Source organism: Stenotrophomonas sp. YJH_SMC_122 (genome assembly GCF_059369535.1).
This window is the reverse complement of record NZ_JCAFST010000012.1, coordinates 103,869-128,768: the sequence shown is the minus strand read 5'-3', so window position 1 is coordinate 128,768 and position 24,900 is coordinate 103,869. Positions and strand designations below refer to the sequence as shown.

Genomic DNA, 24,900 nt, shown 5'->3' with positions numbered 1-24,900 from the left:
GTCCGTTCGTGGCGTCCTGTAGAGCCGAGCCCACGCTCGGCTGATGAACTCGGCTCTACAAAGGTGCGGTGCCGAACCACCCGCGCAGGAAATCGATCAGCTGCCGTACCTTTGGCGAGGGCTGTGTGCTGTGCGGGTAGACAGCGTACACGCTCTGCTGCGGGAAGCGGTGCTGGCGCAGCACCGGGCGCAGCCGGTCCTGGGCCAGGTCGTCCTCGATCAGCCAACGCGGCAGCACGGTAACCCCGGCGCCGGCCACGGCGAAAGCGCGCAGGCTGCTGGCACCATCTACGCGCACCACGGCATTGCCCGGATTAGTGGCGAAAAGCGCGTCGCTGCCATCGGGGGCAACCACCGGCACGTCGGCCAGGCGTGGGTAGCCCAGGCGGGGCAGGGTGCCCAGCTGCACGGGGTCATCGGCCGCATCGGCAGAGGGCAGGCGTGCCAGCAGGGACGGAGCCGCCACCGCGCACAGTGGATGGCGTTCCAGCTCGCTGGCATGCAGCCCTGAATCCGGCAGGCGGCCGAGGCGGATCGCCAGGTCGAAACGCTCGGGAATCAGGTCGGCCGGTGCCGGTGAGGTCGACAGGTGCAGCTGCAGGGCCGGGTGCCGCGCACGGAACGCCTCCAACGCAGGAATCAAGCGTAGCTGGGCGTACTCCGGCGTGGTGGTCAGGCGCAGCACGCCCTGCAGCTGGTGCTGGTCGCGGCGTGCGGCATCGATCGCCGCCTGCGCAGCATCCAGTGCCTGCACGCAGTGTTGCAGGAACTGTTCCCCGGCCTCGGTCAGGGCCAGATGGCGGGTGCTGCGCAGCAGCAGGGTCACGCCCAGCTCCTGCTCCAGCCGCTTCAGGTTGAAGCTGACCACCGCGCGGCTGAGGCCGAGGCGATCGGCCGCAGCGGTCAGGCTGCCGGCCTCGACCACGGCGCGGAAGATATCGAAGCGATCAAGGCTGACCATGGCAATTCATTGTCAAAGTAGATTTGACAGTGTTGCAGTTGCTGTCGTGTTTTTCCAACAAGGCCCGCACGGCATGCTGGCCGCTTCCCTGCTGGAGCGCCGCCGATGCCGTCCCCCCGCCTGCGCCATGAGGCGATCTTCCTGCTGGTATTCGCTCTGGATCTGGTCAACATGTTCGTCGCCACGGTGGCCTATCCGGCATTGGCAGCGGAGCTGCACGCCGACATCAGCACCCTGGCCTGGGTGGGCACCGCCTACATGCTGGGCCTGAGCGTGGTGATTCCGCTGGCGCCGTGGCTGGCCGCGCGCTGGGGTGAGCGTCGCCTGCTGCTGGTGGCGTTGCTGCTGTTCGCGGTTGCTGCTGCGCTGGCCGGCGCAGCACCGGGTATTGGCTGGCTGCTGAGCTGGCGCCTGCTGCAGGGCCTGGCCGGTGGCCTGCTGATTCCGGTGGCACAGGCGGCGGCCTACCGACAGTGCACGCCCGGGCAGCGTGGTGCGCTGACCCGGCGCATCCTGCTGGTTGCGCTGCTGGTACCAGCACTGGCGCCCGCGCTCGGTGGGCTGCTGGTGCAGTGGTTGTCCTGGCGCGGTGTGCTCTGGGCCAGCCTGCCGCTGGCCGTGGTGGCGATTGGACTGGTGCTGGCGTGGATGCCGGCCGATGGCGCGCGCAGTGCGCCGCGCCTGCAGGCCTATGCGCTGTCCACCGCGATGCTGGCGCTGGGCGCGCTGCTGCTGGCGCTGACCTGGCTGGGCGAATCGGGACATCGCGGTGCAGGTGCCGTGTTGCTGCTGGCCGCGCTGTTGCTGGCGGCGACGCACCTGCGGCATGCACGTCGGCAAGCGCAGCCACTGCTGCGCTGGTCGTTGCTGTCCCATCGCAGGCTGCGGCTGGCGATGCTGGTGTATCTCGCCGTACCCGGTGTGTTCATTGGCAGCCAACAGGTCAGTACCCTGCAATTGCACCACGCCGGTTACAGCGCGGCACGCATCGGCGCGCTGATGCTGCCCTGGGCGCTGGCTGCGGCCATCGCGATCATGGCCAGCAAGCGCCTGCTGGCTCGCTTCGGTCCGGCCGCGGTACTGCGCGTCGGCATGCTCCTGCAGGCCAGTGGCCTGTTGTTGATGGCGCTGCTGCCACAGCCGGCCTTCGTGCTGGCCGGATCGTTGTTCGCGCTGACGGGCGCCGGCGGCAGCCTGTGCAGCAGCACCGCGCAGACGCTGGCCTTCCAGGGCGTGGAAGGCGAGGCGTTGGGCGATGCCAGTGCACTCTGGAACCTCAACCGCCAGCTCAGCTTCTTCCTCGGCACCGCCGCCATCGCACTGCTGCTGGCATTGGCCATGCAATGGCTGCCGGCCAACGCCACCCGCGTGGCGTTGGGGCTGGCCGCCCTGCTGACCCTGCTACCGATGGCATTGCTGCGCAGGTCGCAGAGGATCACCTTTCAGCAACCGGAGAACACCTGATGGACACCACCGCAGAACATGAAATCCACTGCCTGCATGACAAGCTGCAGGCCTGGTTCCGGGCCGAGGTTGATGCGGATGCGCTGGATGATCTGATGACGCATTTCTGCAGGGACTTCAGCATGGTCGGCATCGCCGGACGCCGATTGGATCGGCAGGCCGTGCAGGCGTTGTTCGCCGGTGGTCACGGGGCGCGCCCAGGGCTGCGGATTTCCATCGACGCCGTGCAGGCGGTGGATGTGCCGTTGCCGCTGGCGGTGCTGCGCTATCGCGAAGGGCATTCGATCGATGGCGGCCAGCCCGCGTGGCGCGAATCGCTGGCGGTGCTGAGGCAGGAAGAGGGTCGCTGGCGCTGGCTGGCGCTGCATGAGGTGGTGGTGGCCTGACCGGGTAGTGCCGGCCGCTGGCCGGCAACTTCATGATCCTGGGGCGCGTTACGCGGTTGCCGGCCAGCGGCCGGCACTACCGTTCGCCGGCGAGCGCAGCGGCACCGCAGGCACATGTGCCATCAGTCCTGCCTGCATCCACCGAAGAATGCAAAGCCTGCACACACTTCACGGCGCCAGGCAGGAGTAGGCTTGAGGCTTTCCTGCCGGGAGGGGTTGTCCATGCGTGTGCGTGCCGTCGCTGTAGCCATTGCCCTTTGCCTGTCCAGCACCGTGCTGGCCGCCGATACCCCGCCGATGACCCCGGATATCAGCGGCAAGCCGTTCGTTGCCCCGGATGTCGGTCGCGACTACGACAAGCGCGTGGTGATGGTGCCGATGCGTGATGGCACCAAGCTGTACACGGTGATCGTGGTGCCCAAGGGCGCCCACAATGCGCCGATTCTGCTGACCCGGACCCCCTATGATGCTGCCGGTCGCGCCAGCCGCAGTGATTCGCCGCGCATGCGCGACCTGTTGCCGCAGGGTGACGAGGTGTTTGTCGACGGCGGCTACATCCGCGTGTTCCAGGATATCCGCGGCAAGTATGGCTCCGAGGGCGATTACGTGATGACCCGGCCGCTGCGCGGGCCATTGAACAACACCAAAGTCGACCATTCCACCGACGCCTGGGACACCATCGACTGGCTGGTGAAGAACGTGCCGGAGAGCAATGGCAAGGTCGGCATGCTCGGTTCGTCGTACGAGGGTTTCACCGTGGTGATGGCGCTGACCGACCCGCACCCGGCACTGAAGGTGGCCGCGCCGCAGAGCCCGATGGTTGATGGCTGGATGGGCGACGACTGGCTCAACTACGGTGCGTTCCGCCAGGTCAACTTCAACTATTTCGCCATGCAGACCGAGAAGCGCGGCAAGGGTACGCCGCTGCCCAGCCTGGGCTACGACGACTACAGCACCTTCCTGCGCATCGGCTCGGCAGGCGACTACGCGCGTTTCACCGGCGTGGACCAGTTGACCTGGTGGAAGAAGCTGGTCGAGCATCCGGCCTATGACGGCTTCTGGCAGGGCCAGGCGCTGGACGCGGTGATGGCAAAGACACCGCTGAAGGTGCCGACCATGTGGCTGCAGGGCCTGTGGGACCAGGAGGACATGTGGGGTGCCAACCACGCCTACCAGGCGATGGAAGGACGCGATAGCGGCAACAACCGCAATTACCTGGTGATGGGCCCGTGGCGACACAGCCAGGTGAACTACAGCGGCAGCGAACTGGGTGCGCTGAAGTTCGACGGCGATACCGCGCTGCAGTTCCGCCGCGACGTGCTCAAGCCCTTCTTCGACCAGTACCTGGTGGATGGCGCGCCGAAGGCCGATACGCCACCGGTGCTGATCTACAACACCGGCGAAAACCACTGGGACCGCTTGAAGGGTTGGCCGCGCAGCTGCGACAAGGGTTGTGCCGCCAGCAGCAAGCCGCTGTACCTGCGCGCCGGCGGCAAGCTGGCGTTCCAGGCACCGGCAGCGGGCGAGGGTGATTTCGAGGAATACGTGTCCGACCCGGCCAAGCCGGTGCCCTTCGTGCCGCGCCCGGTCCGCTTCGGCGACCGCGACATGTGGACCACCTGGCTGGTCAAGGACCAGCGCTTCGTCGATGGGCGCCCGGACGTGCTGACCTTCATCACCGAACCGCTGACCGCGCCGCTGCGCATCGGCGGCACGCCGGTGGTTCACCTGCAGGCCTCGACCAGTGGCACCGACAGCGACTGGGTGGTGAAGCTGATCGACGTGTATCCGGACCAGGAAGCGTCCACGCCGGAGATGGGTGGCTACGAGCTGCCGGTGTCGCTGGCGATCTTCCGTGGCCGCTACCGCGAGAGCTTCAGCGATCCGAAGCCGCTGGCCGCCAACCAGGTGCTGCCGTATCGCTTCGATCTGCCCAACGCCAACCATACGTTCCAGAAGGGCCACCGGGTGATGGTGCAGGTGCAGTCCAGCCTGTTCCCGCTGTACGACCGCAATCCGCAGACCTACGTGCCGAACATCTACCTGGCCAAGCCAGGCGATTACCAGAAGGCCACGCAGCGCGTGTGGCACAGCGCTGCGCAGGCCAGCTACATCGATCTGCCGGTGTATTGAGGCGGAGAGGATGACGCCGGGCATAGCCCGGCAGCACGTGGTAGTGCCGGCCGCTGGCCGGCATCCGCAATGGCGCAGGAGCGTGTCGACCAAGGTCGACACCTACCAGGGCTGAGCCATGGCAGGTGGATCCAGGCGGGTGTGGTAGTGCCGGCCGCTGGCCGGCATCCGCAATGGCGCAGGAGCGTGTCGACCAAGGTCGACACCTACCTGGGCCCGGGCCTTCAGCCCACCTTCGACGGGCCCGTGCGCCAGCGGCTGGGGACCAGGCCGAAGCGCTTGCGGAACGCGGCGGCGAAGTTGCTGGGGTGGCGGTAGCCGCTGGCGGCGGCAGCCTGCTCGACGGTCCATCCGTTTTCGCGCAGGCCCTGTTCGGCATGGCGCATGCGCTGCTCATGCAGGTAGTCGAACACCGAGCTTCCGTATTGCTGGGCAAAATGGCGACGCAAGGAGCTCGGACTCATACAGGCCAGCTGGGCCAGTTCGATCAGGCTGTGGGCATGGCTGGGGTCGTCATGCAGGTAACTGCGCACCCGTTCCAGTCGCTCGCGCTGGCCGGCGCGCAGCGTGCGTACATGCTCGGTCTGCATATCCTGGGCCTGCAGGCCGACGGCCAACACCTGCAGGGCCACGCCTTCGCGCCACAGCGCATCGATGTCGTCCTGCCAGGGGCTGTCGAACAGTTGGGCGAGCGTCGGCAGCATCGCGTGCGGAATGGCCCAGTGGCGGCACTGCAGAGGGGACTGAAGGATCCGTTGCAGTGCCGGCAGGCGCAGCATGTCCACGTCCAGATCGGCCGGTACGCTCAAGCTGACCCCGCGCAGGTGGCTGCCGCCAGGATGCAGACCGGCCATGGAAACAGGTTCATGGTGACTGGTGGTCATGCCTGTGCCGGCGCGCAGGGTGAAGCCCTTGCGACGAGGAAACTGGACATCCACTTCGCCCTGCAGCATCAGGCGGATGGTCAGGCCGGCATCGTGCACAGCGGTTGCCGTATAGGTAAAGCGGTTGTGCACGTCCGAGGCGATCAGGCCCAGGCCACCGCGCAGTGACTGTTCGTGGACGTCGCCACGCCCTGCCCATTGGTCGTCGCGCAGTTCACTCCCTTCGATCCGGTAGTCGTAGCCATGGCGTTCGCCGAACTGGCGGTAATCAGCAAAAGTGAAATATCGGGACATCGCTCTGCGCAAACACAGGTTGAATTGAATGTGTCGAAGAATCTGGAAGCGTTTCCCATTGTCGCCGCGATTCGCGTGCTTTTGACTTCAATAAGGTCAAAACGATTGGCGATTACGGCCAAAGTGAAAATGTCGACGAACATACGCCGGCGTTTTGCACGCATGTCCGTACGTAATTCCATACATAAACTGCAGTTGAGGTTTCATGGCTGGAACGATCTGAAGATGCGATGTCAGCCTGGCCATCACGGGCGCGCGCGTAGGGTGGGTGGGTTGGCTGTTGCAGGCCACTTCGATACCCCACCGATGGAGAATGGAGATGATTGATTACCAGTTGACCGGCAAGACCGCGATCGTGACCGGAGGCGTGTCGGGCATCGGCCTGGCCGTGGCCCAGACGCTGGCCGCATCCGGTGCCCGTATTTCGGTCTGGGACCTCAAGCAGGATGCAGTGGATGCCACCGTGGCGCAGTTGCGCAGCACCGGCGCACAGGCCATTGGCATCGCGCTGGACGTCACCGACGACGCGGCGGTGGAGGCAGCGGTGCAGCGCACGATCAAGGAACTCGACGGCCTGCACGTGGCGGTCAACAACGCCGGCATCAGCGGGCCGGCCGCCGCCAGCGGTGACTATCCTCTCGATGGCTGGCAGCGCGTGATCGATGTCAACCTCACCAGCGTGTTCCTGTGCCAGCGTGCGCAGATCCAGGCCATGCGCGCGGCCGGCACGGGCGGCAGCATCATCAACATGGCCTCGATCCTGGGCCAGGTGGGCTATGCCGGCTCCACCGCGTATGTGGCGGCCAAGCACGGCGTGGTCGGGCTGACCCAGACCGCAGCGTGGGAACATGCGGCTGACGGCATCCGTGTCAACGCCGTGGGGCCGGGCTTCATCAGCACGCCACTGCTGGAGAGGATGGACCCGAAGGTGCGCGCCACGCTGGAAGGGCGGCACGCGTTGAAGCGGCTGGGTACGCCGGAGGAAGTGGCCGCGTTGGTAGCCTGGCTGGCCAGCGACGATGCCTCGTTCGCGACCGGCACGTACTACGCCATCGACGGTGGCTACCTCGCGCAGTGATGCGCTGAACGCGGGTTACGGCGTCGCCGGGCATCGCCCGGCGCTACCGGGTGAACGCACTGTGGGGTGGCCTTCACCTCTGTGCCACGCATTCCACGCGACGCTCAGGGAAATTCCCGGAGCCTGCCCATGGAACTTACCCAGGATGTCTCGATCCTGCTGCGCGTAGCCGCAGCGATGCTGTTCGGCGGTGTGCTCGGTGTCGAGCGGGAAATGGGCAAGCACGCCGCCGGCCTGCGAACGCACATGTTGATCGCCGGGGCCGCCGCGTTGATCGTCGGTCTCGGCGACTCGGTGGCCGAACATTTCCAGCAGGAGCGTTACCGCGACCTGTTGCAGGTCGATCCGGTACGCCTGATTGAAGCGGTGGTGGCCTGCGTCGGCTTCGTGGCCGCCGGCACCATCCTGCGCGGCTCACGCGAGGACCAGGTCAGCGGCCTGACCACGGCCAGTTCGCTGATCATGGCAGCGGCCATCGGCATCGCGGTGGGGATCAGCAAGTACGTGATCGCGATCGGGGTCAGCGTGCTGTGCGTGCTGGTGCTGGCGGTGATGCGGCGGTTGGAGAAGAAGATCTGAGGCGTTGAGGGGATGGGATCATAGTCTCAACGGGTGATCTGACCGTGATTGCAAGGCGGAGTTGAAGCAGTCAGGTCTTCTGCGGAGCGTTGCGCTGCAGGATGGCCAGTGCTCTGGCCAACATCTGGTCAGGAACACCCGTCGTAGCGCCGTACAGATCTGCGATTCCCACTTCAACGCACGAACAGATCAGGTCGTTCAACTCCTCGTGCTTGTCCGTGGCGATCTGCCCCAACAGAGATGGCGGCAATGGATCACCTCGACCCGCGATCTGGAGCTCTGAGCCTGCCTGATCCCAGCTTGGCAATGCCATGGCTTCGCCCGCATCCGGATATGCGCGCAGATGGGCGATGAGTGCATCCAATCCTGCGTGATCAAGCCGGTTCGCCTCAGCGTAGTTGGCAAGGCAGTCAGCTGCCTGCCGCTGCATGGACTGCAGGTCGCGGGTGGGGGCGGGTGTCATTCGTGTACCAGAGGTGGGGCAGGATCCAGTGTGGTGGATACGCGCCACTGTCTCAACTGGCTTAATGGTCGTACCAATAATTCATTCTAACCCTATGGTCTAATAGGATCTTCGCGCAATCGTCGGTTCAATCTGCGTCCAGTGGCTTCGCAATTCATTATCGGTATGACCAATAATGATGGGGCCAACGACCACCCACCCCTGCGGTGGTGAACCCGCCCCCAGTCGAGAGTCTTCATGCAGCCCTGGCAACACCTGTACGACCCCGCCGGCAACCTGTGGTTGTCCAGCCTGATCGCGCTGCTGCCGATCGCGTTCTTCTTCGTTGCCCTGGCCGTGCTGCGCATGAAGGGCTGGCTGGCCGGCACGATCACCGTGGCCATCGCACTCGGCGTGGCCCTGTTGTTCTACCGCATGCCGTTGCCGCAGGCGCTGGGCGCGGCTGGCTTCGGCTTCGTCTACGGCCTGTGGCCGATCGCGTGGATCATCATCGGCGCGGTGTTCCTCTACAAGGTCTCGGTCAAGACCGGACAGTTCGACATCATCCGCGCCTCGATCCTGTCGGTGACCGAAGACCAGCGCCTGCAGATGCTGATGGTCGGTTTCGCGTTTGGTGCCTTTCTGGAAGGCGCGGCCGGCTTCGGTGCGCCGGTGGCGATCACCGCAGCGTTGCTGGTCGGGCTGGGCTTCAAGCCGCTGTATGCCGCTGGCCTGTGCCTGATCGTCAACACCGCGCCGGTAGCGTTCGGCGCGATGGGCATTCCGATCATCGTGGCCGGGCAGGTCACCGGCCTGGACGCATTCGAGATCGGCCAGATGGCCGGCCGCCAGTTGCCGTTCCTGACCATCATCGTGCTGTTCTGGATCATGGCGATCATGGATGGTTGGCGCGGCATCAAGGAGACCTGGCCGGCGGTGCTCGTTGCGGGTGGTTCGTTCGCCATCGCGCAGTACCTGACCTCCAACTTCATCGGCCCGGAGCTGCCGGACATCACCGCCTCGCTGGCGTCGCTGGTTTGCCTGACCCTGTTCCTGCGCCGCTGGAAGCCGGTACGGATCTTCCGTTTCGACACCGAAACCAGCGCCGAGGCGGCCGCACAGGCGCTGCAGGCACCGCGCCACAGCGTCGGCCAGATCGCCAGGGCATGGTCGCCTTTCCTGATCCTCACCGCGATGGTCACGCTGTGGAGCATCAAGCCGTTCAAATCGCTGTTCGCGGCGGATGGCCCGCTGGAAGGCTGGGTGCTGAAGATCCCGGTGCCAGGCCTGGACCAGCTGGTGCAGAAGATGCCACCGATCGTGGATGCGCCGCTGAGCTATGACGCCGTCTACAAGTTCGACTGGTTCTCGGCCACCGGTACCTCGATCATCCTGGCCGGGGTGATCGCCATCATCGCGCTGCGCATGCCGGCCCGTTCGGCGCTGCAGACCTTCGGCGAGACCGTGCGTGAGCTGCGCATGCCGATCTACTCGATTGGCATGGTGCTGGCGTTCGCCTTCATCGCCAACTACTCGGGACTGTCTGCCACGCTGGCCCTGGCGCTGGCGCATACCGGCGACGCGTTCCCGTTCTTCTCACCGTTCCTGGGCTGGCTGGGTGTGTTCCTGACCGGCTCGGACACCTCGTCCAATGCGTTGTTCTCGGCGTTGCAGGCGACCACAGCACAGCAGATCGGCGTGTCCGACGTGCTGCTGGTGGCGGCCAACACCACCGGTGGTGTCACCGGCAAGATGATCTCGCCGCAGTCGATCGCCATTGCCTGCGCGGCGGTCGGCCTGGCCGGCAAGGAGTCGGACCTGTTCCGCTTCACGGTCAAGCACAGCCTGATCTTCACCACGATGGTCGGCCTGATCACGCTGGCCCAGGCCTACTGGCTGACCTGGATGATCCCCTGAGCCATGCACGATCGGTCGGCCACCCGTTGCGTGCTTCGGGCCACAATGGCGCCATGAGCACGCATCGTATTTCGGACAAGGTGGCCGCGCAGCTGCGCGGCCTGGTGCAGGAACAACGGCTGCAGCCGGGTGACCGGCTGCCCGCAGAGCGCACCCTGGCGGTGCAGCTGGGGGTCTCGCGCACGGCCTTGCGCGAGGCCATCGCGCAGCTGGCCAGCCAGGGCCTGCTGACCGCACGCGTCGGTGGCGGCACCTACGTGGCCGAGCCTGCGGCACGCGCGCGGCAGGCGCTGGATGAACCGCTGGCGCCGTACCTGCCGCTGTTCCAAGGCGACCCGGAATACCGCTTCGACGTGCTGGAGATCCGCCACGCGCTGGAAGGTGCCACCGCCTGGCATGCGGCGCTGCGTGCCACTGACGAGGACCGCACGCGCATCGCGCAGGCCTTCCAGACCATGATGGACGCGCACGGCAAGGACGACCCCACCGGCGAAGCCGAGGCCGACGCGGCCTTCCACCTGTCCATCGCCGAGGCCTCGCACAACCTGGTCCTTCTGCAGGTGATGCGCGGCCTGTTCGAACTGCTTCAGACCAACATCTCGCAGAGCCGCGAAAAGCTCTACACCTCGGCGAGGACCTTCTCGCCGTTGTCCGACCAGCACCGCGAGATGATGGACGCGGTGCTGGACGGCGATCCCGAACGCGCGCGCGCCGCCGCGCATGCCCACCTCGAGTTCGTGCACACCACGCTGCGCACTCTCGATGACAACGAAGCCCGGCGCGCGCGGGCCTCGCGCCTGCCTTCCCCCCACGGTTGACCCCATGATCATCTCCGCCTCCACCGATTACCGTGCTGCTGCCGAACGCCGGCTGCCGCCGTTCCTGTTCCACTACATCGATGGCGGCGCGTATGCCGAGCACACGCTGAAGCGCAACGTTTCCGACCTGTCCGACATCGCGCTGCGCCAGCGCATCCTGCGCAACATGTCCGACCTGAGCCTGGAAACCGAGCTGTTCGGTGAGAAACTGGCGATGCCGGTGGCGCTGGCGCCGGTCGGCCTGACCGGCATGTATGCGCGGCGCGGTGAAGTACAGGCGGCGCGCGCGGCCGACGGCCGTGGCATTCCATTCACCCTGTCCACGGTGTCGGTGTGCCCGATCGAGGAAGTGGCACCGGCCATCCAGCGGCCGATGTGGTTCCAGTTGTATGTGCTGCGCGACCGCGGCTTCATGCGCAACGCGCTGGAGCGGGCGCAGGCCGCAGGCGTGACCACGCTGGTATTCACCGTGGACATGCCGGTGCCGGGCGCGCGCTACCGCGATGCACACTCGGGCATGAGCGGCCCGAATGCCTCGCTGCGCCGTATCGGCCAGGCCATCACCCATCCGCACTGGGCGTGGGACGTGGGCCTGTTCGGCCGCCCGCATGACCTGGGCAACATCTCCACCTACCGCGGCAACCCCACCGGGCTGGAGGATTACATCGGTTGGCTGGGCAGCAACTTCGATCCCTCCATTTCGTGGAAGGACCTGGAGTGGATCCGCGAATTCTGGAAGGGCCCGATGGTGATCAAGGGCATCCTCGACCCGGATGACGCGCGTGATGCGGTGAAGTTCGGTGCCGATGGCATCGTGGTCTCCAATCACGGTGGCCGCCAGCTGGACGGCGTGCTGTCCACCGCACGTGCGTTGCCGGCCATCGCCGATGCGGTGCAGGGCGACCTGAAGATCCTCGCCGATTCCGGCATCCGCACCGGCCTGGACGTGGTGCGCATGCTGGCACTGGGGGCCGATGCCGTGCTGCTGGGCCGCGCCTTCATCTATGCGCTGGCCGCGCAGGGCGAGGTCGGCGTGGCCAACCTGCTGGACCTGATCGGCAAGGAAATGCGCGTGGCGATGACCCTGACCGGTGCGCGCCGCATCGCCGACATCGGCCGCGATTCGCTGGTCAGCCTGCTATGAGCGGCTACGACGCCGTGCTGGCACAGTTGCGCGATGCGGTCGGCAATCGCCATGTACTGACCGGCGACAAGGCCACGCGGCGCTTCCGTCGCGGCTACCGCTTCGGCGATGGCCCAGTGCTGGCGGTGGTGCGCCCGGGTACGCTGCTGGAACTGTGGCGCGTGCTGCAGGCGGCGGTGCAGGGTGGGGCGGCGATCATCCTGCAGGCGGCCAATACCGGCCTGACCGGCGGCTCGACCCCGGATGGCGATGACTATGGCCGGCCGGTCGTGCTGGTCAGCACGCTGCGCCTGACCGGCATCCAGTTGTTGAACGAAGGCCGCCAGGTGCTGTGCCTGCCCGGCGCCACGCTGGACCGCCTGGAGCAGACGCTGGCTCCGCTGGGTCGCGAACCGCATTCGGTGATCGGCTCGTCCTGCATCGGAGCCTCGGTGCTGGGCGGCATCTGCAACAACTCCGGTGGCGCGCTGGTGCGACGTGGCCCGGCCTACACCGAGCTGGCGTTGTATGCGCAGGTCGATGCGCAGGGCCAGTTGCAGCTGGTCAACCATCTGGGCATCGCGCTGGGTGATACGCCCGAGCAGATCCTGCAGCGCCTGCAGGCCGGTGACTACACGGCCGCCGACGTGGGCGATGGCGACGGCCGTGCGGCTTCCGATCCGCGCTACGCCGACGAAGTGCGCAAGGTCGACGCCGATACCCCGGCGCGTTTCAATGCGGATCCCAGCCGCCACTTCGAGGCGGCCGGGTCCGCGGGCAAGCTGGCGGTGTTCGCGGTGCGCCTGGACACCTTCGAGAAGGAGGCTGCCGAGGTCTTCTATATCGGCAGCAACCGCACCGACAGCCTCACCGCGATCCGTCGCCAGCTGCTGACCGGCTTCGAGCGCCTGCCGATTGCCGGTGAGTACATCCACCGCGATGCCTATGACGTCGGCGAGCGCTACGGCAAGGACAGCTTCCTGCTGATCGATCGACTCGGTACCTCCCGTGTGCCCGCGGCGTTCGCGCTGAAGAGCCGCATCGATGGCTGGTTCGAACGGCTGGGCCTGCGCGGGGTGACCGACCGGGTGATGCAGGTGCTGACCGGCCTGCTGCCCTCGCACCTGCCCAAGCGCATGGGCGAGTTCCGGCAACGCTATGAGCATCACCTGTTGCTGAAGGTTTCCGCGCAGGACGCGGCGGCGACCGAAACCTGGCTGCGCGGGTTCTTCGCCGGGCACGAAGGCGGCTATTTCCACTGCACGGCCGAGGAGGGGCGCAAGGCGTTCCTGCATCGCTTCGCGGTGGCCGGTGCGGCAGTCCGCTATCGCGAAGTGCATCGTGAGCAGGTGCAGGACATCGTCGCGCTGGATATCGCATTGCGCCGCGACGATGCGGATTGGTTCGAGCAGTTGCCACCCGATATCGACGCCCGCCTGCTGCACAAGCTGTATTACGGGCACTTCCTGTGCCACGTGTTCCACCAGGACTACATCGCGCGCAAGGGTGAAGACCCGATGGCGATCGAGCATGCGATGTGGGCATTGCTGGACCAGCGTGGTGCCGAGTATCCGGCCGAGCACAATGTCGGCCACCTGTACCCGGCCAAGCCGGCGCTGGCGGATTTCTACCGGCAGCTGGACCCGAGCAATACGTTCAATCCCGGTATCGGCCAGACGTCAAAGGCCAAGGGCTGGGGGAACTGCGACTGCGGATGATGCAGAGCCGGGCCGGCGCTCGCCTGATGTCGGATGGCAAGCAGTCGAGCAGGGTTTGGCGCTACAAAAGCCAAGTCGAGCAGTTCGACGTCGCCCGGGCAGCGGTTACCATCGGAACCCCAGCCACAGGAGCCACCCATGCATTCCATTTCCGTCCGCGCCGCCCTGTGCGCTGCACTGCTGGCGACCCCGCTGCTGGTGCTGGCCCAGTCTTCTATCCTGCCGCAGCAGCGCGACGCGGCCGGCAACGTGATGGAGCCGCTGGGACAGGTGCTGATCGCGAATGAGACCGGACCTTCGGGGCTTTATGACTGCACGCGGGACGGCACCTGGTGCGTGCGCGTGCAGCCGGTTGCCGAGGAGGGTGACCGGCCGAGCGTGCTGGAAGTGCTTGAGAAGGTGCAGGGCCAGGGCAAGCCACACACCTACCACGTCAGCATCGACGTGCCGCAGGAAGCCGACCTGTCACTGTGGCCGTGGATCGTGCGGCTGGCGCCGGGCGTGGGCAGCGATGAAGCGGTGACCGACCCGCAGCAGCGCGCCCACCAGAATGTGCTGGTGGGCGGCATCGTCAAGTTCAGCACCATGTACTCCGGTGGAGGTGCCGACGCGTCCACGCTGCAGTTGGCACGCGTGCGCCACCTGCAGGACGACATCCAGGTGGACGACGACGTGCTGACCGTGCCATGGCTGGGCAATGCGATGATCCGAGCCTGTTTCAGCGAGCAGGACAGCAAGCAGCGCGCAGGCGCCTGCCACGACGAGTACGGCTTCTCGGCGAAGCTGGCGCTGGACACGGCTGCCCAGGGCATGCCGGTGCTGCGCTACCAGACGGTGGCGACCCGGTTCCCGGCCGGCGTTTCACGTTTCGAGGATTCACTGGCCAAGGGGCCGCTGAAGAAGAAGGATCTGCGCACCGAGCAGGACCCGGCGTGCAGCTACACGCGGCTGTTCCGCTTCAGTGATGGGGTGTTCCGCCCCGACCAGGCGCTGCCGGACTGCGCCGGCTATACCGAGCCCTGAGCTGTAGCGTCGAGCCATGCTCGACTCGCGTTTTCTGTAGAGCCGAGCCTGCGCTCGGCTGTCACGGAAGCGCAGCCGAGCGTGGGCTCGGCTGTCACGGAAGCGCAGCCGAGCGTGGGCTCGGCTCTGCAGCGCCTACTCGCAGCGCGTGGAAGTGATGATGTTGTCCTTGTCCACGAACACGCGCAGGCGGTCCTGGCGGATGTCCTTGGTGGTGATGGTGCTGGGGCCGATCGGGTTGACCAGGCCGGCGCCGCTCTCGCTGGACAGGCGGCGGATGTTGGGTTCGTTGGCCGGCTGGCCGATCGCCCAGCCCAGCTGGCTGGCATCGCAGTGGCCGGTACCCTTGACCTGCGGGCCAGGAGTGCTGACGCAGGCCGACAGCAGCAGGGCCGACGCAGGCAGTAACAGGGACAGACGGAAGGCGGACATGCGAGCGCTCCTGCGCGGGGAAGATGGGCGGAACGATAGCACCCGTCGCGCGAAAGGCGTCAGCACCCCGGTCATTGCCGGCACAGCGTGGCCATTGCATAGTGGCAGGGGTGGCTGGCAGCACGCCAGCGGGCAGGCCGGGCCATTCCGGTGCAGATGTTGGATACGCTATGACGGCAGGCAGTTTGCGCGACAAGCGCAGGGCGAGAAGGATACTGGCAGTGTCGGTGCTGGGCGTGGCGTTTGCCGCCTCTGCCATCGAGCCGGCGCCGGACGCCGCTGCGGAAGCGCCGGTGTTCGGTGCCTGGCGCAACCTGCAGACCGAGGCAGGCTACGCACCCGCCCAGCGCAACCTGGCGTTCGCGATGCTGCCGCAGGCCGCCACCCGCGGCGATCGATTCGCCATTGTCGATCGTGAGGGCAAGCGCGCGGTGTGCTGCCTGCAGGTGGCCAGCCCGTCGCTGGGCGTGGCCGCACTGCGCGAGCAATACCACCTGCCACAGGCCTGGGTGACCGACCTCAGCAATGGCCGCAGCCCGGCACGTCCCTACCTGCCGCATGTCTATGCGATGCAGCGCGTGGATGAACTGGCCGACTATGGTTTCACCGATGTGCCGGGGGCCTACAGCGACCTGGGTGGGCTGCTGATTCCCGAAGGTGCCGCGCTGGAGGCCGATGGCAGTGCCGTGCGCCTGGGGGATGACCGCTATTCCCTGCATTTCCAGCGCCAGCCGCACGCCGAAGATGATGGCGCACTGGACCGCTACACCTTGCAGGCGGGCGAGGGCGTGGCCCCGATCGTGGTTGAAGTGCCGTTCGGCACCTACTGATTGCAGCGCCGCGCTGGCTAGAATGCAGCGCGGCGCCGCCTGCCGTGCCTGTTCCGTGAGTCGCCGCCGTGTCCCTGCGCCCGTTGCTGCTGTCGCCCCTGCTGCTGTTGTCCGCCTGTGCGAGCGCGCCTCCGCCGCCCGCCCATTCCGATGCACTGTGGCGCCTGATCGAGCGTGACTGCCAGGCAGCTGACGGCCCGCGCGGCAGCTGCCTGCGGGTGGAGACGGCGGCCGGCCGCCGTGACGTGCTGGTCAAGGATGCACACGGTGACTACCAGTTCCTGCTGATGCCGCTGGACAAGGTAAGTGGCATCGAGAGCCGCGGTCTTTACCAGCGTGGGGCGCCCAACTATTTCGCGGCCGCCTGGCAGGCGCGCGCGCACACCGAACAGGCCCTGGGACAGCCATTGCCGCGCAACGTGGCCAGCCTGGCGCTGAACTCACCGCACGGACGGTCGCAGCACCAGTTGCATATCCATGTCGATTGCCTGCGCACGGACGTGTTGCAGGCCCTGGATGCACACGCCGGCACCCTGGGGCCACGCTGGTCACCGTTGCCGGTGCTTCTGCGCGGGCATCAGTACCAGGCCTATCTGTTGCCCGGTGCAGAAATGACCGCCAATCCGCTCAACCTGTTGGCCTATGGCCTGAGCGGCGTGGGCGATGTGGGCCAATGGAGCCTGGTGGTGGCCGGACGCGATGACGTGCAGGGCGGCCCCGGCTTCATCCTGCTGGCCACCCGCGTGGATGCCGCCAGCGGCAACGATGCCAGCGGCGAAGAACTGCAGGACCATGCCTGCACGGTGCTGACCGGCGCGGGTGCGGCACTGGAGCGGGTGCGCTAGCCGATCCGCTGCAGATTGCTGCGCCACGCCGGCGCGGTAAGCGCCAGCAGCTGGCGGTCATGCCATCCCTCGGCGTCCAGGTGGTAGTCGCGCAGGATGCCTTCGCGCATGAAGCCGTGGGCCTGCAGTGCCTGGGCGAAAGGGGTGGTGCAACCCGGCGGCAGTAGGACGAAGATGCGATGCAGGCCGACATTGTCGAACAGGAACGGGCACAGCGCGCGCAGCGTGGCCTGTGGATGCGCGTTGCGGTGCTGCAGCGACTGCAGTTCTGCGCAGCGCGAATGCAGCGACTGCAGGCGGACATGCAGCTGGTCGTGCAGGATGCCCTGCGCGTCGTCGAACACCCCCAGTACCAGCAGATCGTTGTCTTCCTGTAGGCGTGAACGATGGACGCTGGCGAGGAAGCGGGCCTCTTCATCAATGCCGTAGGACGGCCGTTGGCCGCGCTGGCGACGGTCGTCGAAGGTGCGCCAGCGCGGCAGATCGGTGCGCTGGAACGAACGCAGGGTGATGGGCGTTGCCTGTAGGTGCAGCAGGTGGCGGCGAAGGACGGGGCGCAGCGGGGCGAGGTGGGTGTAGGTGGCGCGGTTGGTCATCCATGCACGATGCGTATCCGAAAAGCGCCAGACCATGCAATTCATTGCAAAAGTGTGGCGGTGCCGTGGGTCCTTCTGATTCGGTTCAGGCATAAGCCCATCAGGGCTGGTCATTTCCGTTGAAACCACCCATTCAGGACACTTTCGTTACGGGATCGTTATGTGCCGCACAGGCCACGGCTCCCCCGTACCACCCGCCCACTCCCCCAGGAAGCCCATGTCCGCCTCCCACAAGGCGTTGCGCCCGCGTCCGCTGGTGCTCGCGCTGTCGTCCCTGATGCTGGTCTCGCTGCCGGCCTTCGCGCAGGAAAGCGCACCCACCACATTGCAGGAAGTGAAGGTCACCGGTTCGCGCATTCCGCGTGCCAGCGTCGAAGGGCCGTCGCCGGTAACGGTGATCAGCCGCGAGCAGATTGACGCGCAGGGCTACCGCAATGCCTTCGACGCGCTCAGTGCGTTGACCGAGAACACCGGCAACGTGCAGGGCGAGGACTTCGGCAATACCTTCACCCCGGCCGCCAACACCATCAACCTGCGCGGACTGGGTCCGAACCGCACGCTGGTGCTGGTCAACGGCCGCCGCCAGGCCGACTACCCGCTGGCCTACGAGGGCTCGGTGAACGTGGTCAACCTGGCCAACATTCCCAGCGCCCTGATCGAGCGCATCGAAGTGCTGGCTGCCGGTGCGTCGGCGGTGTACGGGTCCGACGCCATTGCCGGTGTGGTCAACATCATCCTCAAGGACCGTTTTGAAGGCGTGGACGTCAACGTGCGCGCCGGCGGCACCCAGCAGGGCGGGGGTGACAACCAGCGCGCGCAGGTGGTGGGCGGCAGTTCCGGCGAGCGTTGGGATGCGCTGTTCGGCTTCGAGTTCGATGTGCGCAAGGTGATCCACGCGCGCCAACGCGACTTCATGGATTCGCTGGACGATGATCCGGCCGGCAAGGCGCCGCAGGCAACGGCGATCGCCTACCGTCGCAACGCCGCCACCGGCCGCAACATCGATCCGGGCGTGAGCGGCTGCGACGCAGCGTCGGACATTTATGGCGGCAGCGTGTTCCGTGCCAGCAACCCGCGCCTGGGCTGGTACTGCGGCAGCAACGAGGCCGCGGCCAGCTACTGGACGGTGCAGACCGAGAAGCGAAACCTCAACGGCTATGGCCTGGCGACCTTCCACCTCAACGAGACCACCGACCTGTTCGCCGATGTCGCCGTGGGCAGCGCGCGCATCTACAACAACACGCGCGCGCCGACCTGGACGTCGTCACGCAACTACTTCTACAACCAGAACAGCGGGAACCTGGAGAGCTGGTACCGCCGCTTCGCGCCGGAAGAAATCGGTGGCCTGCCGCGCAATGCCAACCGGTTCCTGGAAAACTCGTGGTCGTTCAACGTGGGCGCACGCGGCCAGATCGGCGACAGCGGCTGGGACTACGAGGCGGTCTACAGCCGTTCGCGCTACGAGAACCGCACCCGTCGCCCGGTGCTGCTGGCCGGCATCAACGAGTACCTGCTGGGCCCGAAGCTGGGCGTGCGCAATGGCGTGGAGGTCTATGCGCCGGACCCGGCGCGCCTGTTCAAGCCTTTGACTCCGAACGAGTACGAGGGCCTGTCCGGCTACCAGGAAAGCCGCAACGCGGCGTGGCTGCAGACCTTCAGCGCCAGTGTCAATGGCCGCCTGTTCGCACTGCCGGGCGGCGATGCTGCGCTGGCGGCAGTGGTCGAGGCCGGCAGCCAGGGTTACCGCAACCGCCCGGACCCGCGGCTGGGCACCGGCGAGTTCTGGAACACCAGCGCCGGTATCGGTGCCGGCGGTGATCGTGACCGCTATGCGGCCGGCGTTGAACTGCAGTTGCCGTTGCTGCAATCGCTGACCACCACGCTGGCCGGCCGCTACGACCAGTACCGCGCAGGCGGCGAGCACATCGGCAAGGCGACCTGGAGCTTCGGCGTCGAGTTCCGCCCGATCGAGAGCCTGTTGATCCGCGGCTCTGCCGCGACCAGCTTCCGTGCGCCGGACATGAACTATGTGTTCGCGACCGAGACCCGCGGCTACAACCCGGGCATGACCGACTACTGGCGCTGCCGCACCGCAGGCCAGTCGTACGACAACTGCGACTACAACGGCCTGTCGATCGACTACAGCAACCGTGCCAACGCACAGCTGCAGCCGGAAACCGCCAAGTCCTATGGTTTCGGCGTGGTCTGGTCGCCGCTGTCCGGGCTGGACTTCAGTGCTGACTACTACGACATCCGCATCGACAACGAGGTCACCAGCCTCGACACCAGCCGCATCCTGCGTGATGAAGCCGATTGCCGCCTGGGCCGCACGCTGGGTGGCGAAGCGCGCGATATCGGTTCACCGCTGTGCCAGGACGCGCTGTCGCGGGTGATCCGCAACCCGTCAAATGCCACGGTGCAGCCGGACCAGGTAACCCGCGTGCTGATCAACCCGATCAACGCGGCCTCCGAATCGGTGCGCGGCCTGGACCTGAAGGGCAACTGGCGTTTCGATGCCGGCCGCTATGGCCGCTTCACCACGCGCCTGGCCTACACCGTGGTGCTGGAGCACACGTACCGGCAGTTCGCCGATGATCCGGAGCGTGACATCCGCAATTCGCTGGATGATTACCAGTGGCGCAGCAAGGCCAATGGCAGCATCACCTGGAACCAGGGAGACTGGACCACCACGCTGTACGGCAATCGTTTCGGTTCACTGCCGAAGACCGATGGCAGTGGCCGCATCGCGCCGTACATGACCTACAACGCCAGCGTGTTCCGCCAGTTCGGCGAGAACCTGTCGGTGGGCGTGATCGTCAACAACCTGCGTGACAGCCGCCCGCCGGCGGACAGGAACGGTGGCGGCTGGCCGTTCTACCCGGTCGGCAACTACGACCCCTATGGCCGCCAATACTGGGTACAGCTGGACTATCGGTTCCGCTGATCCGGCAGGCAGACAGAAGGCCTGGCAATGCCGGGCCTTCTGCTGTCGAGACACCGCGGTGATGGCGCGCGCCGGTCGCCTAGGGCAGCGCCTGTTGCAGGTACGACTCGATGACGTAGCTGAAGGGCTGCTGCTGGCGATCGCGTAGCAGCGCGCGCACTTCCAGGACCACGCCGTGGTCGCCTTGGCCACGCGGTGGCCAGAACGTCTGGTCGGCCAGTGTCTGGCGCTGGAAGCCGAGCGGGCCGACCACGCGGCCAAAGGGTTCGTCGGTGCTGTCCAGCACCTGGTTCATGGCCGGGCTGAGATGGTCCGGCAGGTACCAGTTGTCGGCCTCGGAGAGGACGCGGCTGCCACAGACCAGCTGTACCCGGCGGTAGCGCAGGGCGGTGCCCGGTTGCGTTGCGCCCAGCGCCTGCAGCACGTCGGCGGGGGCAGGCTTGTCCTGGCCGTGCACACGCACCGCGCGCACCCGCGCCTGTTCGGCCAGGCCGTGTTCGGCGCACCAGTGTTCCAGGGTGGCGGTGGCGCTCTGCCCGGACAGCACGCGCTGGTGCAACCGCTCGACCAGGGCAGCCGATGCGATGCGCTGTTGGCCAGGCGGTGCCTGCGGCGGCGCGGTAGCGGCCGCATCGGTGGCGGACAGGCTGGCGATCGGGGCAGCAGCGAGCAGGGACGCGGCCTGCCAGCGGCGGAGGCGATCGTGGCGGTCGGACGGGCCCATGCGGCATCACAACGGAAACAGGCGCCTATGGTACCCGTTCAGGCGTGTGCACGGCGTGGCTGCGAGCGATCGTGGCAGGGCGATCATCGGTCTGATGAATATCTGGCATCCAGATATTTCGTTGGCCGATGGTTTTGCGGAGGCGCACGCTGGCGCCATTCTTGGCTTTCCCGGAGTCCCCAATGACCCTCCAGTTCGTCCATGGCGGTGTAGACCGCTACGGCGCGCCACTGCATTTCCATATCCGTGGCGGCCGCATCAGTGGCCTCAATGGCGAGGCCTCGCCGGCCGACGGGGCAGAATGCGTCGACCTGCAGGGCTTCGCGGTCCTGCCCGGGCTGGTCGACGGCCACATCCATCTGGACAAGAGTTTTGTCGGCGACCGCTGGCACCCGCATCAGCCGGTGAACAGCCTGCGTGAGCGGCTGGCGGTGGAGAAGGCCGCGGTAGCGGGTGCCGCGCCGATGGTGGACCGTGCCGAGGCATTGATCCGCCAGTGCAGCCGCTTCGGCACCGTGGCGATGCGCTGCCACGTGGATGTGGATGGCAGCACCGGCCTGCGCCATCTCGAGGCGGTCCGCGAAGCGGCGCGGCGCTGTGCCGACCTCATGCGCATCCAGCTGGTGGCGTTCCCGCAGGCCGGGGTGATGTCCTGTCCGGGTACCGCCGCCGTACTGGAACAGGCGCTTTCCGCGGGCGTGGAGGTGCTCGGCGGCATCGACCCGACCACGCTGGATGGCGATGCTGAAGGCCAGCTGGCACTGCTGTTCGGCCTGGCCGAGCGCTATGGCGTGGGCCTGGACATCCACCTGCACGAGCCCGGCGAGACCGGACTGGCGCAGCTGCTGCGCATTGCCGCGCGGACCCGGGCCGCTGGCCTGCAGGGGCGGGTGGCGGTCAGTCATGCCTACTCGCTGGGCGACGTGCCGCTGGCGCGCGCGTTGCAGGTGGGCGAGGCGCTGGCGACGGCGGGCGTGGCGATCATGAGCAATGCCCCGGGTGATCATCCATTTCCGCCTTTGCGCGCACTGCATGATGCGAGCGTGCGCGTGTTCGCCGGCAATGACAACATCCGCGACTGCTGGTGGCCGTACGGCAACGGCGACCTGCTGCAGCGGGCGATGCTGCTGGGCTACCGTTCCGGGTTCTACACCGACGCCGACCTGATGCTGGCGCTGGACATGGTCACCACCCATGCCGCGCAGGTGATCGGCCTGCCGCAGCATGGCATTGCCGAAGGCCTGCCGGCGACGTTCGTGGCGGTTCGCGCCGACCACGGCCCGGCGGCGGTGGCCGGGGTGCCGGTGGAGCGCAAGGTGGTCGTTGATGGCCGCTGGCTGTAGATCCAGGCCGCGCGACCCCCTGTAGCGCCGAGCCATGCTCGGCGACCTTTCAGGCGTAATCGTCTGCGCGGGTGGCGACGAACTCTTCCAGCCACGCCAGCAGATGGGCGATGTCGATGACCTCGCCCTGCTCCACGCGCTTGAGCAGCAGGGTGCCGGCGCCGATCTGCAGGCTGCTGTCGGCGTAGCGCAGCACTGCATCGATGCCCCAGGCATCGGTGACCTGCATCCAGGCCAGGCCAGGCGCGCGCTGGGCCAGGGTGTCACCGAACGCGACGCCCAGGGCTTCCCAGCCGCCGCAGTCGTCACGATCGATCAGTTCGGCATCGACCACGCGCTGCAATGTGCTGGCGGCCAGCGGCCATTGCACCGGCAACGTCGGGAAGCTGGCGGCCACGCGTGCGGCGATCAGCGAGCGTTGGTGCTGCAGGTGCGTCTGCAGGGCGGCGGGCAGGGGATCGAAGCGGGTCGGGGTTTCGTCGGACATGGCGAGGCGCCGTGGAGCACGGAAACAAGGAGCACTTTACGAGGCGATGATGCCCGCCGTGCGGCAAGATTGATCAGATATCGATGATCAATGCGCGAAAGGCATCCACGCATGGCGTGGACCTACCGTGGTCAGTCCGGTTCGCGCTGCACCTGCCGCCACAGCTCGCTGGCCAGTGCCCGCACCGCATCATCGGCATCGGCACGATGCAGCAGGCCGATTTCGTAGTTGTCGATCACCGGCAGCCCACGCTCGCCATCGATGATGCGGTGCTCGCGCGTGACCGCGCGGCGCGGCAGCAGGCTGATGCCGATGCCATCGGCCACCGCGCCCTGGATGCCGCTCAGCGACGAACTGGTGAAGGCGATGCGCCAGCGCAGGCCCAGCGCTTCCACGGCGTGGATCATCTCGTCGCGGTACAGCCCGCGCGGCGGGAAGGTGACCAGCGGCAGCGGGTCCTGCTGCAGGCAGCTGCTGCGCAGGCTGTCGATCCAGTGCATCGGCTCGCGCCGGCAATGCACCGCCTGGCGGCTGTTGCGGCGTTGCTTGACCAGCACCAGGTCCAGCTCGCCGTGGTCGAAGCCCTGCGCCAGATCACGGCTCAGGCCGCTGCTGATCTCCAGCTTCACCTGCGGGTGGCGGCGGCTGAAGGCGGCCAGCATGCGGGTGGTCTGCGGGTTGACGAAGTCTTCGGGTACGCCGATGCGGACCGCGGTCTCCACCATCGCGCCGGCCAGCGCCTGGGCCATTTCCTCGTTCAGGTCGAGCATGCGCCGCGCGTAGCCGAGCAGGGTGTGGCCGGCGTCGGTGGGGTGCACATCGCGGTGGCCGCGCTCGAGCAGGCGATGCCCGGCCAGTTCCTCCAGCCGCCGCACCTTCTGGCTGACCGTGGACTGGGTCGAATGCAGGCGCGTGGCCGCCGTGGTGAAGCTGCCGCAGTCGGCCACCATCACCAGCGCCCGCAGCAGGTCCAGTTCGAACAGGGTTCTATTCGATTTGGCACTGTCTTGCATTTGAACATTTCACTTCTGGATACCCAGGCCGACTTCTACCATGCGGGGCAGGGGTCGGCAATGCGCGACCCCTGCGACCATCGCCCTGCGGCGATGGAGAAAAGGAGACACCGTGATGCGCTTCCATTGCCCCGCTGGCTGGCCTGCACCGTTCACGCGCGTGCTGCTGTGGTGTCTGCTGGCCATGGTCGCCCCTGCCTGCACTGCTACGTCCAGGGCCGACGCAGACGCGCGCCTGCGTGATGCCGCCAGTCGCGGCGACGCCGGGGCGGTGCGCGGAGCACTGGCCGATGGTGCTGATCTGGAGGCGCGTGACGGCCAGGGCCGCACGGCGCTGCTGCTGGCCACGCAGGGCAACAACGTGGATGCCGCGCGCGAACTGATCGAGGCCGGGGCGGACGTCAATGCCAAGGATGCGCTGCAGGACAGTGCTTACCTGTATGCCGGCGCGCGCGGCCTGGACGAGATCCTGGCGATGACCCTGGCGCACGGCGCCGATCTGCGCAGCACCAACCGCTATGGCGGCACCGCGTTGATTCCGGCCGCCGAGCGCGGCCATGTCGCCACCGTGCGCACGCTGCTGCGCGCAGGTGTGGCGGTGGACCATGTCAACCGCCTGCACTGGACCGCGCTGCTGGAAGCGATCCTGCTCGGCGATGGCGGTACACGCCATGTGCAGATCGTGCAGCTGCTGCTGGAGGCCGGTGCCGACCCGGAGCTGGCCGACGGCGATGGCGTAACGCCACTGGCGCACGCGCGCCAGCGTGGCTATGCCGGCATTGAAACCCTGCTGCGCCAGCACGGCGCGGCGCGCTGAACCGCTACTCCTTCCACCCGCACGCTGGCCGTGCCCATCAGGATGCTGT

Annotated in this window: 23 protein-coding genes; 15 read left to right on the top strand and 8 right to left on the bottom strand. The window is 67.0% G+C overall.

Features of this window, described 5'->3' with window-relative positions; all coding sequences use genetic code 11:
- Nucleotides 1-55 precede the first annotated feature (55 nt).
- Nucleotides 56-961, bottom strand: coding sequence for a LysR family transcriptional regulator (locus AC5P66_RS16145; protein ID WP_099495751.1), 906 nt, complete (start codon nt 959-961; stop codon nt 56-58).
- A gap of 105 nt (nt 962-1,066) precedes the next feature.
- Here AC5P66_RS16145 and AC5P66_RS16140 point away from each other — a divergent pair, with 105 nt between their 5' ends.
- The 3 genes from AC5P66_RS16140 to AC5P66_RS16130 all read left to right on the top strand — a co-directional run bounded on the left by AC5P66_RS16140 (nt 1,067) and on the right by AC5P66_RS16130 (nt 4,944).
- On the top strand, nt 1,067-2,425 hold the full coding sequence (locus tag AC5P66_RS16140; RefSeq protein WP_495216498.1) for an MFS transporter: 1,359 nt from the start codon (nt 1,067-1,069) through the stop codon (nt 2,423-2,425).
- Complete coding sequence (locus AC5P66_RS16135; protein WP_049438360.1) at nt 2,425-2,811, top strand: DUF4440 domain-containing protein; 387 nt, start codon at nt 2,425-2,427, stop codon at nt 2,809-2,811. Before AC5P66_RS16140 ends, AC5P66_RS16135 begins: the two co-directional genes overlap by 1 nt.
- A 222-nt stretch (nt 2,812-3,033) precedes the next feature.
- On the top strand, nt 3,034-4,944 hold the full coding sequence (locus AC5P66_RS16130; RefSeq protein ID WP_049438361.1) for a CocE/NonD family hydrolase: 1,911 nt from the start codon (nt 3,034-3,036) through the stop codon (nt 4,942-4,944).
- A 224-nt stretch (nt 4,945-5,168) separates the two neighbouring features.
- On the opposite strand, the gene AC5P66_RS16125 is transcribed toward AC5P66_RS16130, so the two are convergent.
- Nucleotides 5,169-6,122 (bottom strand): helix-turn-helix transcriptional regulator, encoded by a 954-nt coding sequence (locus AC5P66_RS16125; protein ID WP_049414561.1) that lies wholly within the window; start codon nt 6,120-6,122, stop codon nt 5,169-5,171.
- A 319-nt stretch (nt 6,123-6,441) separates the two neighbouring features.
- Here AC5P66_RS16125 and AC5P66_RS16120 point away from each other — a divergent pair, with 319 nt between their 5' ends.
- Together AC5P66_RS16120 and AC5P66_RS16115 are read left to right on the top strand one after the other, a co-directional pair.
- A complete protein-coding gene (locus AC5P66_RS16120; protein ID WP_099495753.1) occupies nt 6,442-7,200 on the top strand; it encodes an SDR family NAD(P)-dependent oxidoreductase in 759 nt (252 codons plus the stop codon).
- Between the two features lie 129 nt (nt 7,201-7,329).
- A complete protein-coding gene (locus AC5P66_RS16115; protein WP_049422814.1) occupies nt 7,330-7,779 on the top strand; it encodes an MgtC/SapB family protein in 450 nt (149 codons plus the stop codon).
- Between the two features lie 70 nt (nt 7,780-7,849).
- Here the strand turns inward: AC5P66_RS16115 and AC5P66_RS16110 are convergent, their stop codons facing one another.
- The gene (locus AC5P66_RS16110) at nt 7,850-8,242 is read right to left on the bottom strand and encodes a hypothetical protein (RefSeq protein ID WP_049438364.1); all 393 of its coding nucleotides are present in this window, start codon (nt 8,240-8,242) and stop codon (nt 7,850-7,852) included.
- Between the two features lie 237 nt (nt 8,243-8,479).
- Between AC5P66_RS16110 and lldP the strand changes: the two genes are divergently transcribed.
- From lldP to AC5P66_RS16085, 5 genes are all read left to right on the top strand, one after another.
- Nucleotides 8,480-10,138, top strand: coding sequence for an L-lactate permease (gene lldP / locus AC5P66_RS16105; RefSeq protein WP_049438365.1), 1,659 nt, complete (start codon nt 8,480-8,482; stop codon nt 10,136-10,138).
- Nucleotides 10,139-10,191: 53 nt separating this feature from the next.
- Nucleotides 10,192-10,956: a transcriptional regulator LldR gene (gene lldR / locus AC5P66_RS16100; RefSeq protein ID WP_049438366.1), complete on the top strand. Its 765-nt coding sequence runs from the start codon at nt 10,192-10,194 to the stop codon at nt 10,954-10,956.
- Between the two features lie 4 nt (nt 10,957-10,960).
- The gene (gene lldD, locus AC5P66_RS16095; RefSeq protein WP_049438367.1) at nt 10,961-12,100 is read left to right on the top strand and encodes an FMN-dependent L-lactate dehydrogenase LldD; all 1,140 of its coding nucleotides are present in this window, start codon (nt 10,961-10,963) and stop codon (nt 12,098-12,100) included.
- A complete protein-coding gene (dld, locus tag AC5P66_RS16090; RefSeq protein WP_049438368.1) occupies nt 12,097-13,797 on the top strand; it encodes a D-lactate dehydrogenase in 1,701 nt (566 codons plus the stop codon). The genes lldD and dld overlap by 4 nt, the downstream gene beginning before the upstream one ends.
- Before the next feature lie 138 nt (nt 13,798-13,935).
- Nucleotides 13,936-14,820, top strand: coding sequence for a hypothetical protein (locus AC5P66_RS16085; protein WP_049438369.1), 885 nt, complete (start codon nt 13,936-13,938; stop codon nt 14,818-14,820).
- A 135-nt stretch (nt 14,821-14,955) separates the two neighbouring features.
- Here AC5P66_RS16085 and AC5P66_RS16080 read toward each other — a convergent pair whose 3' ends face one another.
- Nucleotides 14,956-15,252 (bottom strand): hypothetical protein, encoded by a 297-nt coding sequence (locus AC5P66_RS16080; RefSeq protein ID WP_049414567.1) that lies wholly within the window; start codon nt 15,250-15,252, stop codon nt 14,956-14,958.
- 170 nt (nt 15,253-15,422) lie between these two features.
- Between AC5P66_RS16080 and AC5P66_RS16075 the strand changes: the two genes are divergently transcribed.
- A complete protein-coding gene (locus tag AC5P66_RS16075) occupies nt 15,423-16,082 on the top strand; it encodes a hypothetical protein (protein ID WP_049414568.1) in 660 nt (219 codons plus the stop codon).
- 68 nt (nt 16,083-16,150) lie between these two features.
- Entirely contained in the window at nt 16,151-16,927 is a 777-nt protein-coding gene (locus AC5P66_RS16070; RefSeq protein WP_049414569.1) for a CDP-diacylglycerol diphosphatase, read from the top strand.
- Here AC5P66_RS16070 and AC5P66_RS16065 read toward each other — a convergent pair.
- A complete protein-coding gene (locus AC5P66_RS16065; RefSeq protein ID WP_414485893.1) occupies nt 16,924-17,523 on the bottom strand; it encodes a GNAT family N-acetyltransferase in 600 nt (199 codons plus the stop codon). The two genes, AC5P66_RS16070 and AC5P66_RS16065, sit on opposite strands and share 4 nt — an antisense overlap.
- A 217-nt stretch (nt 17,524-17,740) precedes the next feature.
- Between AC5P66_RS16065 and AC5P66_RS16060 the strand changes: the two genes are divergently transcribed.
- On the top strand, nt 17,741-20,467 hold the full coding sequence (locus AC5P66_RS16060; RefSeq protein WP_495216497.1) for a TonB-dependent receptor plug domain-containing protein: 2,727 nt from the start codon (nt 17,741-17,743) through the stop codon (nt 20,465-20,467).
- Nucleotides 20,468-20,546: 79 nt separating this feature from the next.
- Here the strand turns inward: AC5P66_RS16060 and AC5P66_RS16055 are convergent, their stop codons facing one another.
- Nucleotides 20,547-21,191, bottom strand: a complete 645-nt coding sequence (locus tag AC5P66_RS16055) for a hypothetical protein (protein WP_049414575.1) — start codon at nt 21,189-21,191, stop codon at nt 20,547-20,549.
- Between the two features lie 182 nt (nt 21,192-21,373).
- Here AC5P66_RS16055 and AC5P66_RS16050 point away from each other — a divergent pair, with 182 nt between their 5' ends.
- On the top strand, nt 21,374-22,534 hold the full coding sequence (locus AC5P66_RS16050; protein ID WP_049440174.1) for an amidohydrolase family protein: 1,161 nt from the start codon (nt 21,374-21,376) through the stop codon (nt 22,532-22,534).
- A 49-nt stretch (nt 22,535-22,583) separates the two neighbouring features.
- Here the strand turns inward: AC5P66_RS16050 and AC5P66_RS16045 are convergent, their stop codons facing one another.
- Both AC5P66_RS16045 and AC5P66_RS16040 read right to left on the bottom strand, forming a co-directional pair.
- A complete protein-coding gene (locus AC5P66_RS16045) occupies nt 22,584-23,021 on the bottom strand; it encodes a DUF3806 domain-containing protein (RefSeq protein WP_049440172.1) in 438 nt (145 codons plus the stop codon).
- A gap of 131 nt (nt 23,022-23,152) precedes the next feature.
- The gene (locus tag AC5P66_RS16040) at nt 23,153-24,034 is read right to left on the bottom strand and encodes a LysR substrate-binding domain-containing protein (RefSeq protein WP_049440171.1); all 882 of its coding nucleotides are present in this window, start codon (nt 24,032-24,034) and stop codon (nt 23,153-23,155) included.
- Nucleotides 24,035-24,149: 115 nt separating this feature from the next.
- Here AC5P66_RS16040 and AC5P66_RS16035 point away from each other — a divergent pair, with 115 nt between their 5' ends.
- Nucleotides 24,150-24,851 carry an ankyrin repeat domain-containing protein gene (locus tag AC5P66_RS16035; RefSeq protein ID WP_099495807.1) on the top strand — a complete coding sequence of 234 codons (702 nt, stop codon included), beginning with the start codon at nt 24,150-24,152 and terminating at the stop codon, nt 24,849-24,851.
- Nucleotides 24,852-24,900: the final 49 nt, after the last annotated feature.

What these genes read in the sequence shown, in the direction of transcription:
- AC5P66_RS16110 (WP_049438364.1), bottom strand. Translation starts at nt 8,242, where the DNA reads ATGACACCCGCCCCCACCCGCGACCTGCAGTCCATGCAGCGGCAGGCA.
- dld (WP_049438368.1), top strand. Translation starts at nt 12,097, where the DNA reads ATGAGCGGCTACGACGCCGTGCTGGCACAGTTGCGCGATGCGGTCGGC.
- AC5P66_RS16140 (WP_495216498.1), top strand. Translation starts at nt 1,067, where the DNA reads ATGCCGTCCCCCCGCCTGCGCCATGAGGCGATCTTCCTGCTGGTATTC.
- AC5P66_RS16120 (WP_099495753.1), top strand. Translation starts at nt 6,442, where the DNA reads ATGATTGATTACCAGTTGACCGGCAAGACCGCGATCGTGACCGGAGGC.
- AC5P66_RS16080 (WP_049414567.1), bottom strand. Translation starts at nt 15,252, where the DNA reads ATGTCCGCCTTCCGTCTGTCCCTGTTACTGCCTGCGTCGGCCCTGCTG.
- AC5P66_RS16065 (WP_414485893.1), bottom strand. Translation starts at nt 17,523, where the DNA reads ATGACCAACCGCGCCACCTACACCCACCTCGCCCCGCTGCGCCCCGTC.
- AC5P66_RS16055 (WP_049414575.1), bottom strand. Translation starts at nt 21,191, where the DNA reads ATGGGCCCGTCCGACCGCCACGATCGCCTCCGCCGCTGGCAGGCCGCG.
- AC5P66_RS16035 (WP_099495807.1), top strand. Translation starts at nt 24,150, where the DNA reads ATGCGCTTCCATTGCCCCGCTGGCTGGCCTGCACCGTTCACGCGCGTG.
- AC5P66_RS16050 (WP_049440174.1), top strand. Translation starts at nt 21,374, where the DNA reads ATGACCCTCCAGTTCGTCCATGGCGGTGTAGACCGCTACGGCGCGCCA.
- AC5P66_RS16145 (WP_099495751.1), bottom strand. Translation starts at nt 961, where the DNA reads ATGGTCAGCCTTGATCGCTTCGATATCTTCCGCGCCGTGGTCGAGGCC.
- lldD (WP_049438367.1), top strand. Translation starts at nt 10,961, where the DNA reads ATGATCATCTCCGCCTCCACCGATTACCGTGCTGCTGCCGAACGCCGG.
- AC5P66_RS16075 (WP_049414568.1), top strand. Translation starts at nt 15,423, where the DNA reads ATGACGGCAGGCAGTTTGCGCGACAAGCGCAGGGCGAGAAGGATACTG.
- lldP (WP_049438365.1), top strand. Translation starts at nt 8,480, where the DNA reads ATGCAGCCCTGGCAACACCTGTACGACCCCGCCGGCAACCTGTGGTTG.
- AC5P66_RS16040 (WP_049440171.1), bottom strand. Translation starts at nt 24,034, where the DNA reads ATGCAAGACAGTGCCAAATCGAATAGAACCCTGTTCGAACTGGACCTG.
- AC5P66_RS16060 (WP_495216497.1), top strand. Translation starts at nt 17,741, where the DNA reads ATGTCCGCCTCCCACAAGGCGTTGCGCCCGCGTCCGCTGGTGCTCGCG.
- AC5P66_RS16085 (WP_049438369.1), top strand. Translation starts at nt 13,936, where the DNA reads ATGCATTCCATTTCCGTCCGCGCCGCCCTGTGCGCTGCACTGCTGGCG.
- AC5P66_RS16130 (WP_049438361.1), top strand. Translation starts at nt 3,034, where the DNA reads ATGCGTGTGCGTGCCGTCGCTGTAGCCATTGCCCTTTGCCTGTCCAGC.
- AC5P66_RS16045 (WP_049440172.1), bottom strand. Translation starts at nt 23,021, where the DNA reads ATGTCCGACGAAACCCCGACCCGCTTCGATCCCCTGCCCGCCGCCCTG.
- lldR (WP_049438366.1), top strand. Translation starts at nt 10,192, where the DNA reads ATGAGCACGCATCGTATTTCGGACAAGGTGGCCGCGCAGCTGCGCGGC.
- AC5P66_RS16125 (WP_049414561.1), bottom strand. Translation starts at nt 6,122, where the DNA reads ATGTCCCGATATTTCACTTTTGCTGATTACCGCCAGTTCGGCGAACGC.
- AC5P66_RS16115 (WP_049422814.1), top strand. Translation starts at nt 7,330, where the DNA reads ATGGAACTTACCCAGGATGTCTCGATCCTGCTGCGCGTAGCCGCAGCG.
- AC5P66_RS16135 (WP_049438360.1), top strand. Translation starts at nt 2,425, where the DNA reads ATGGACACCACCGCAGAACATGAAATCCACTGCCTGCATGACAAGCTG.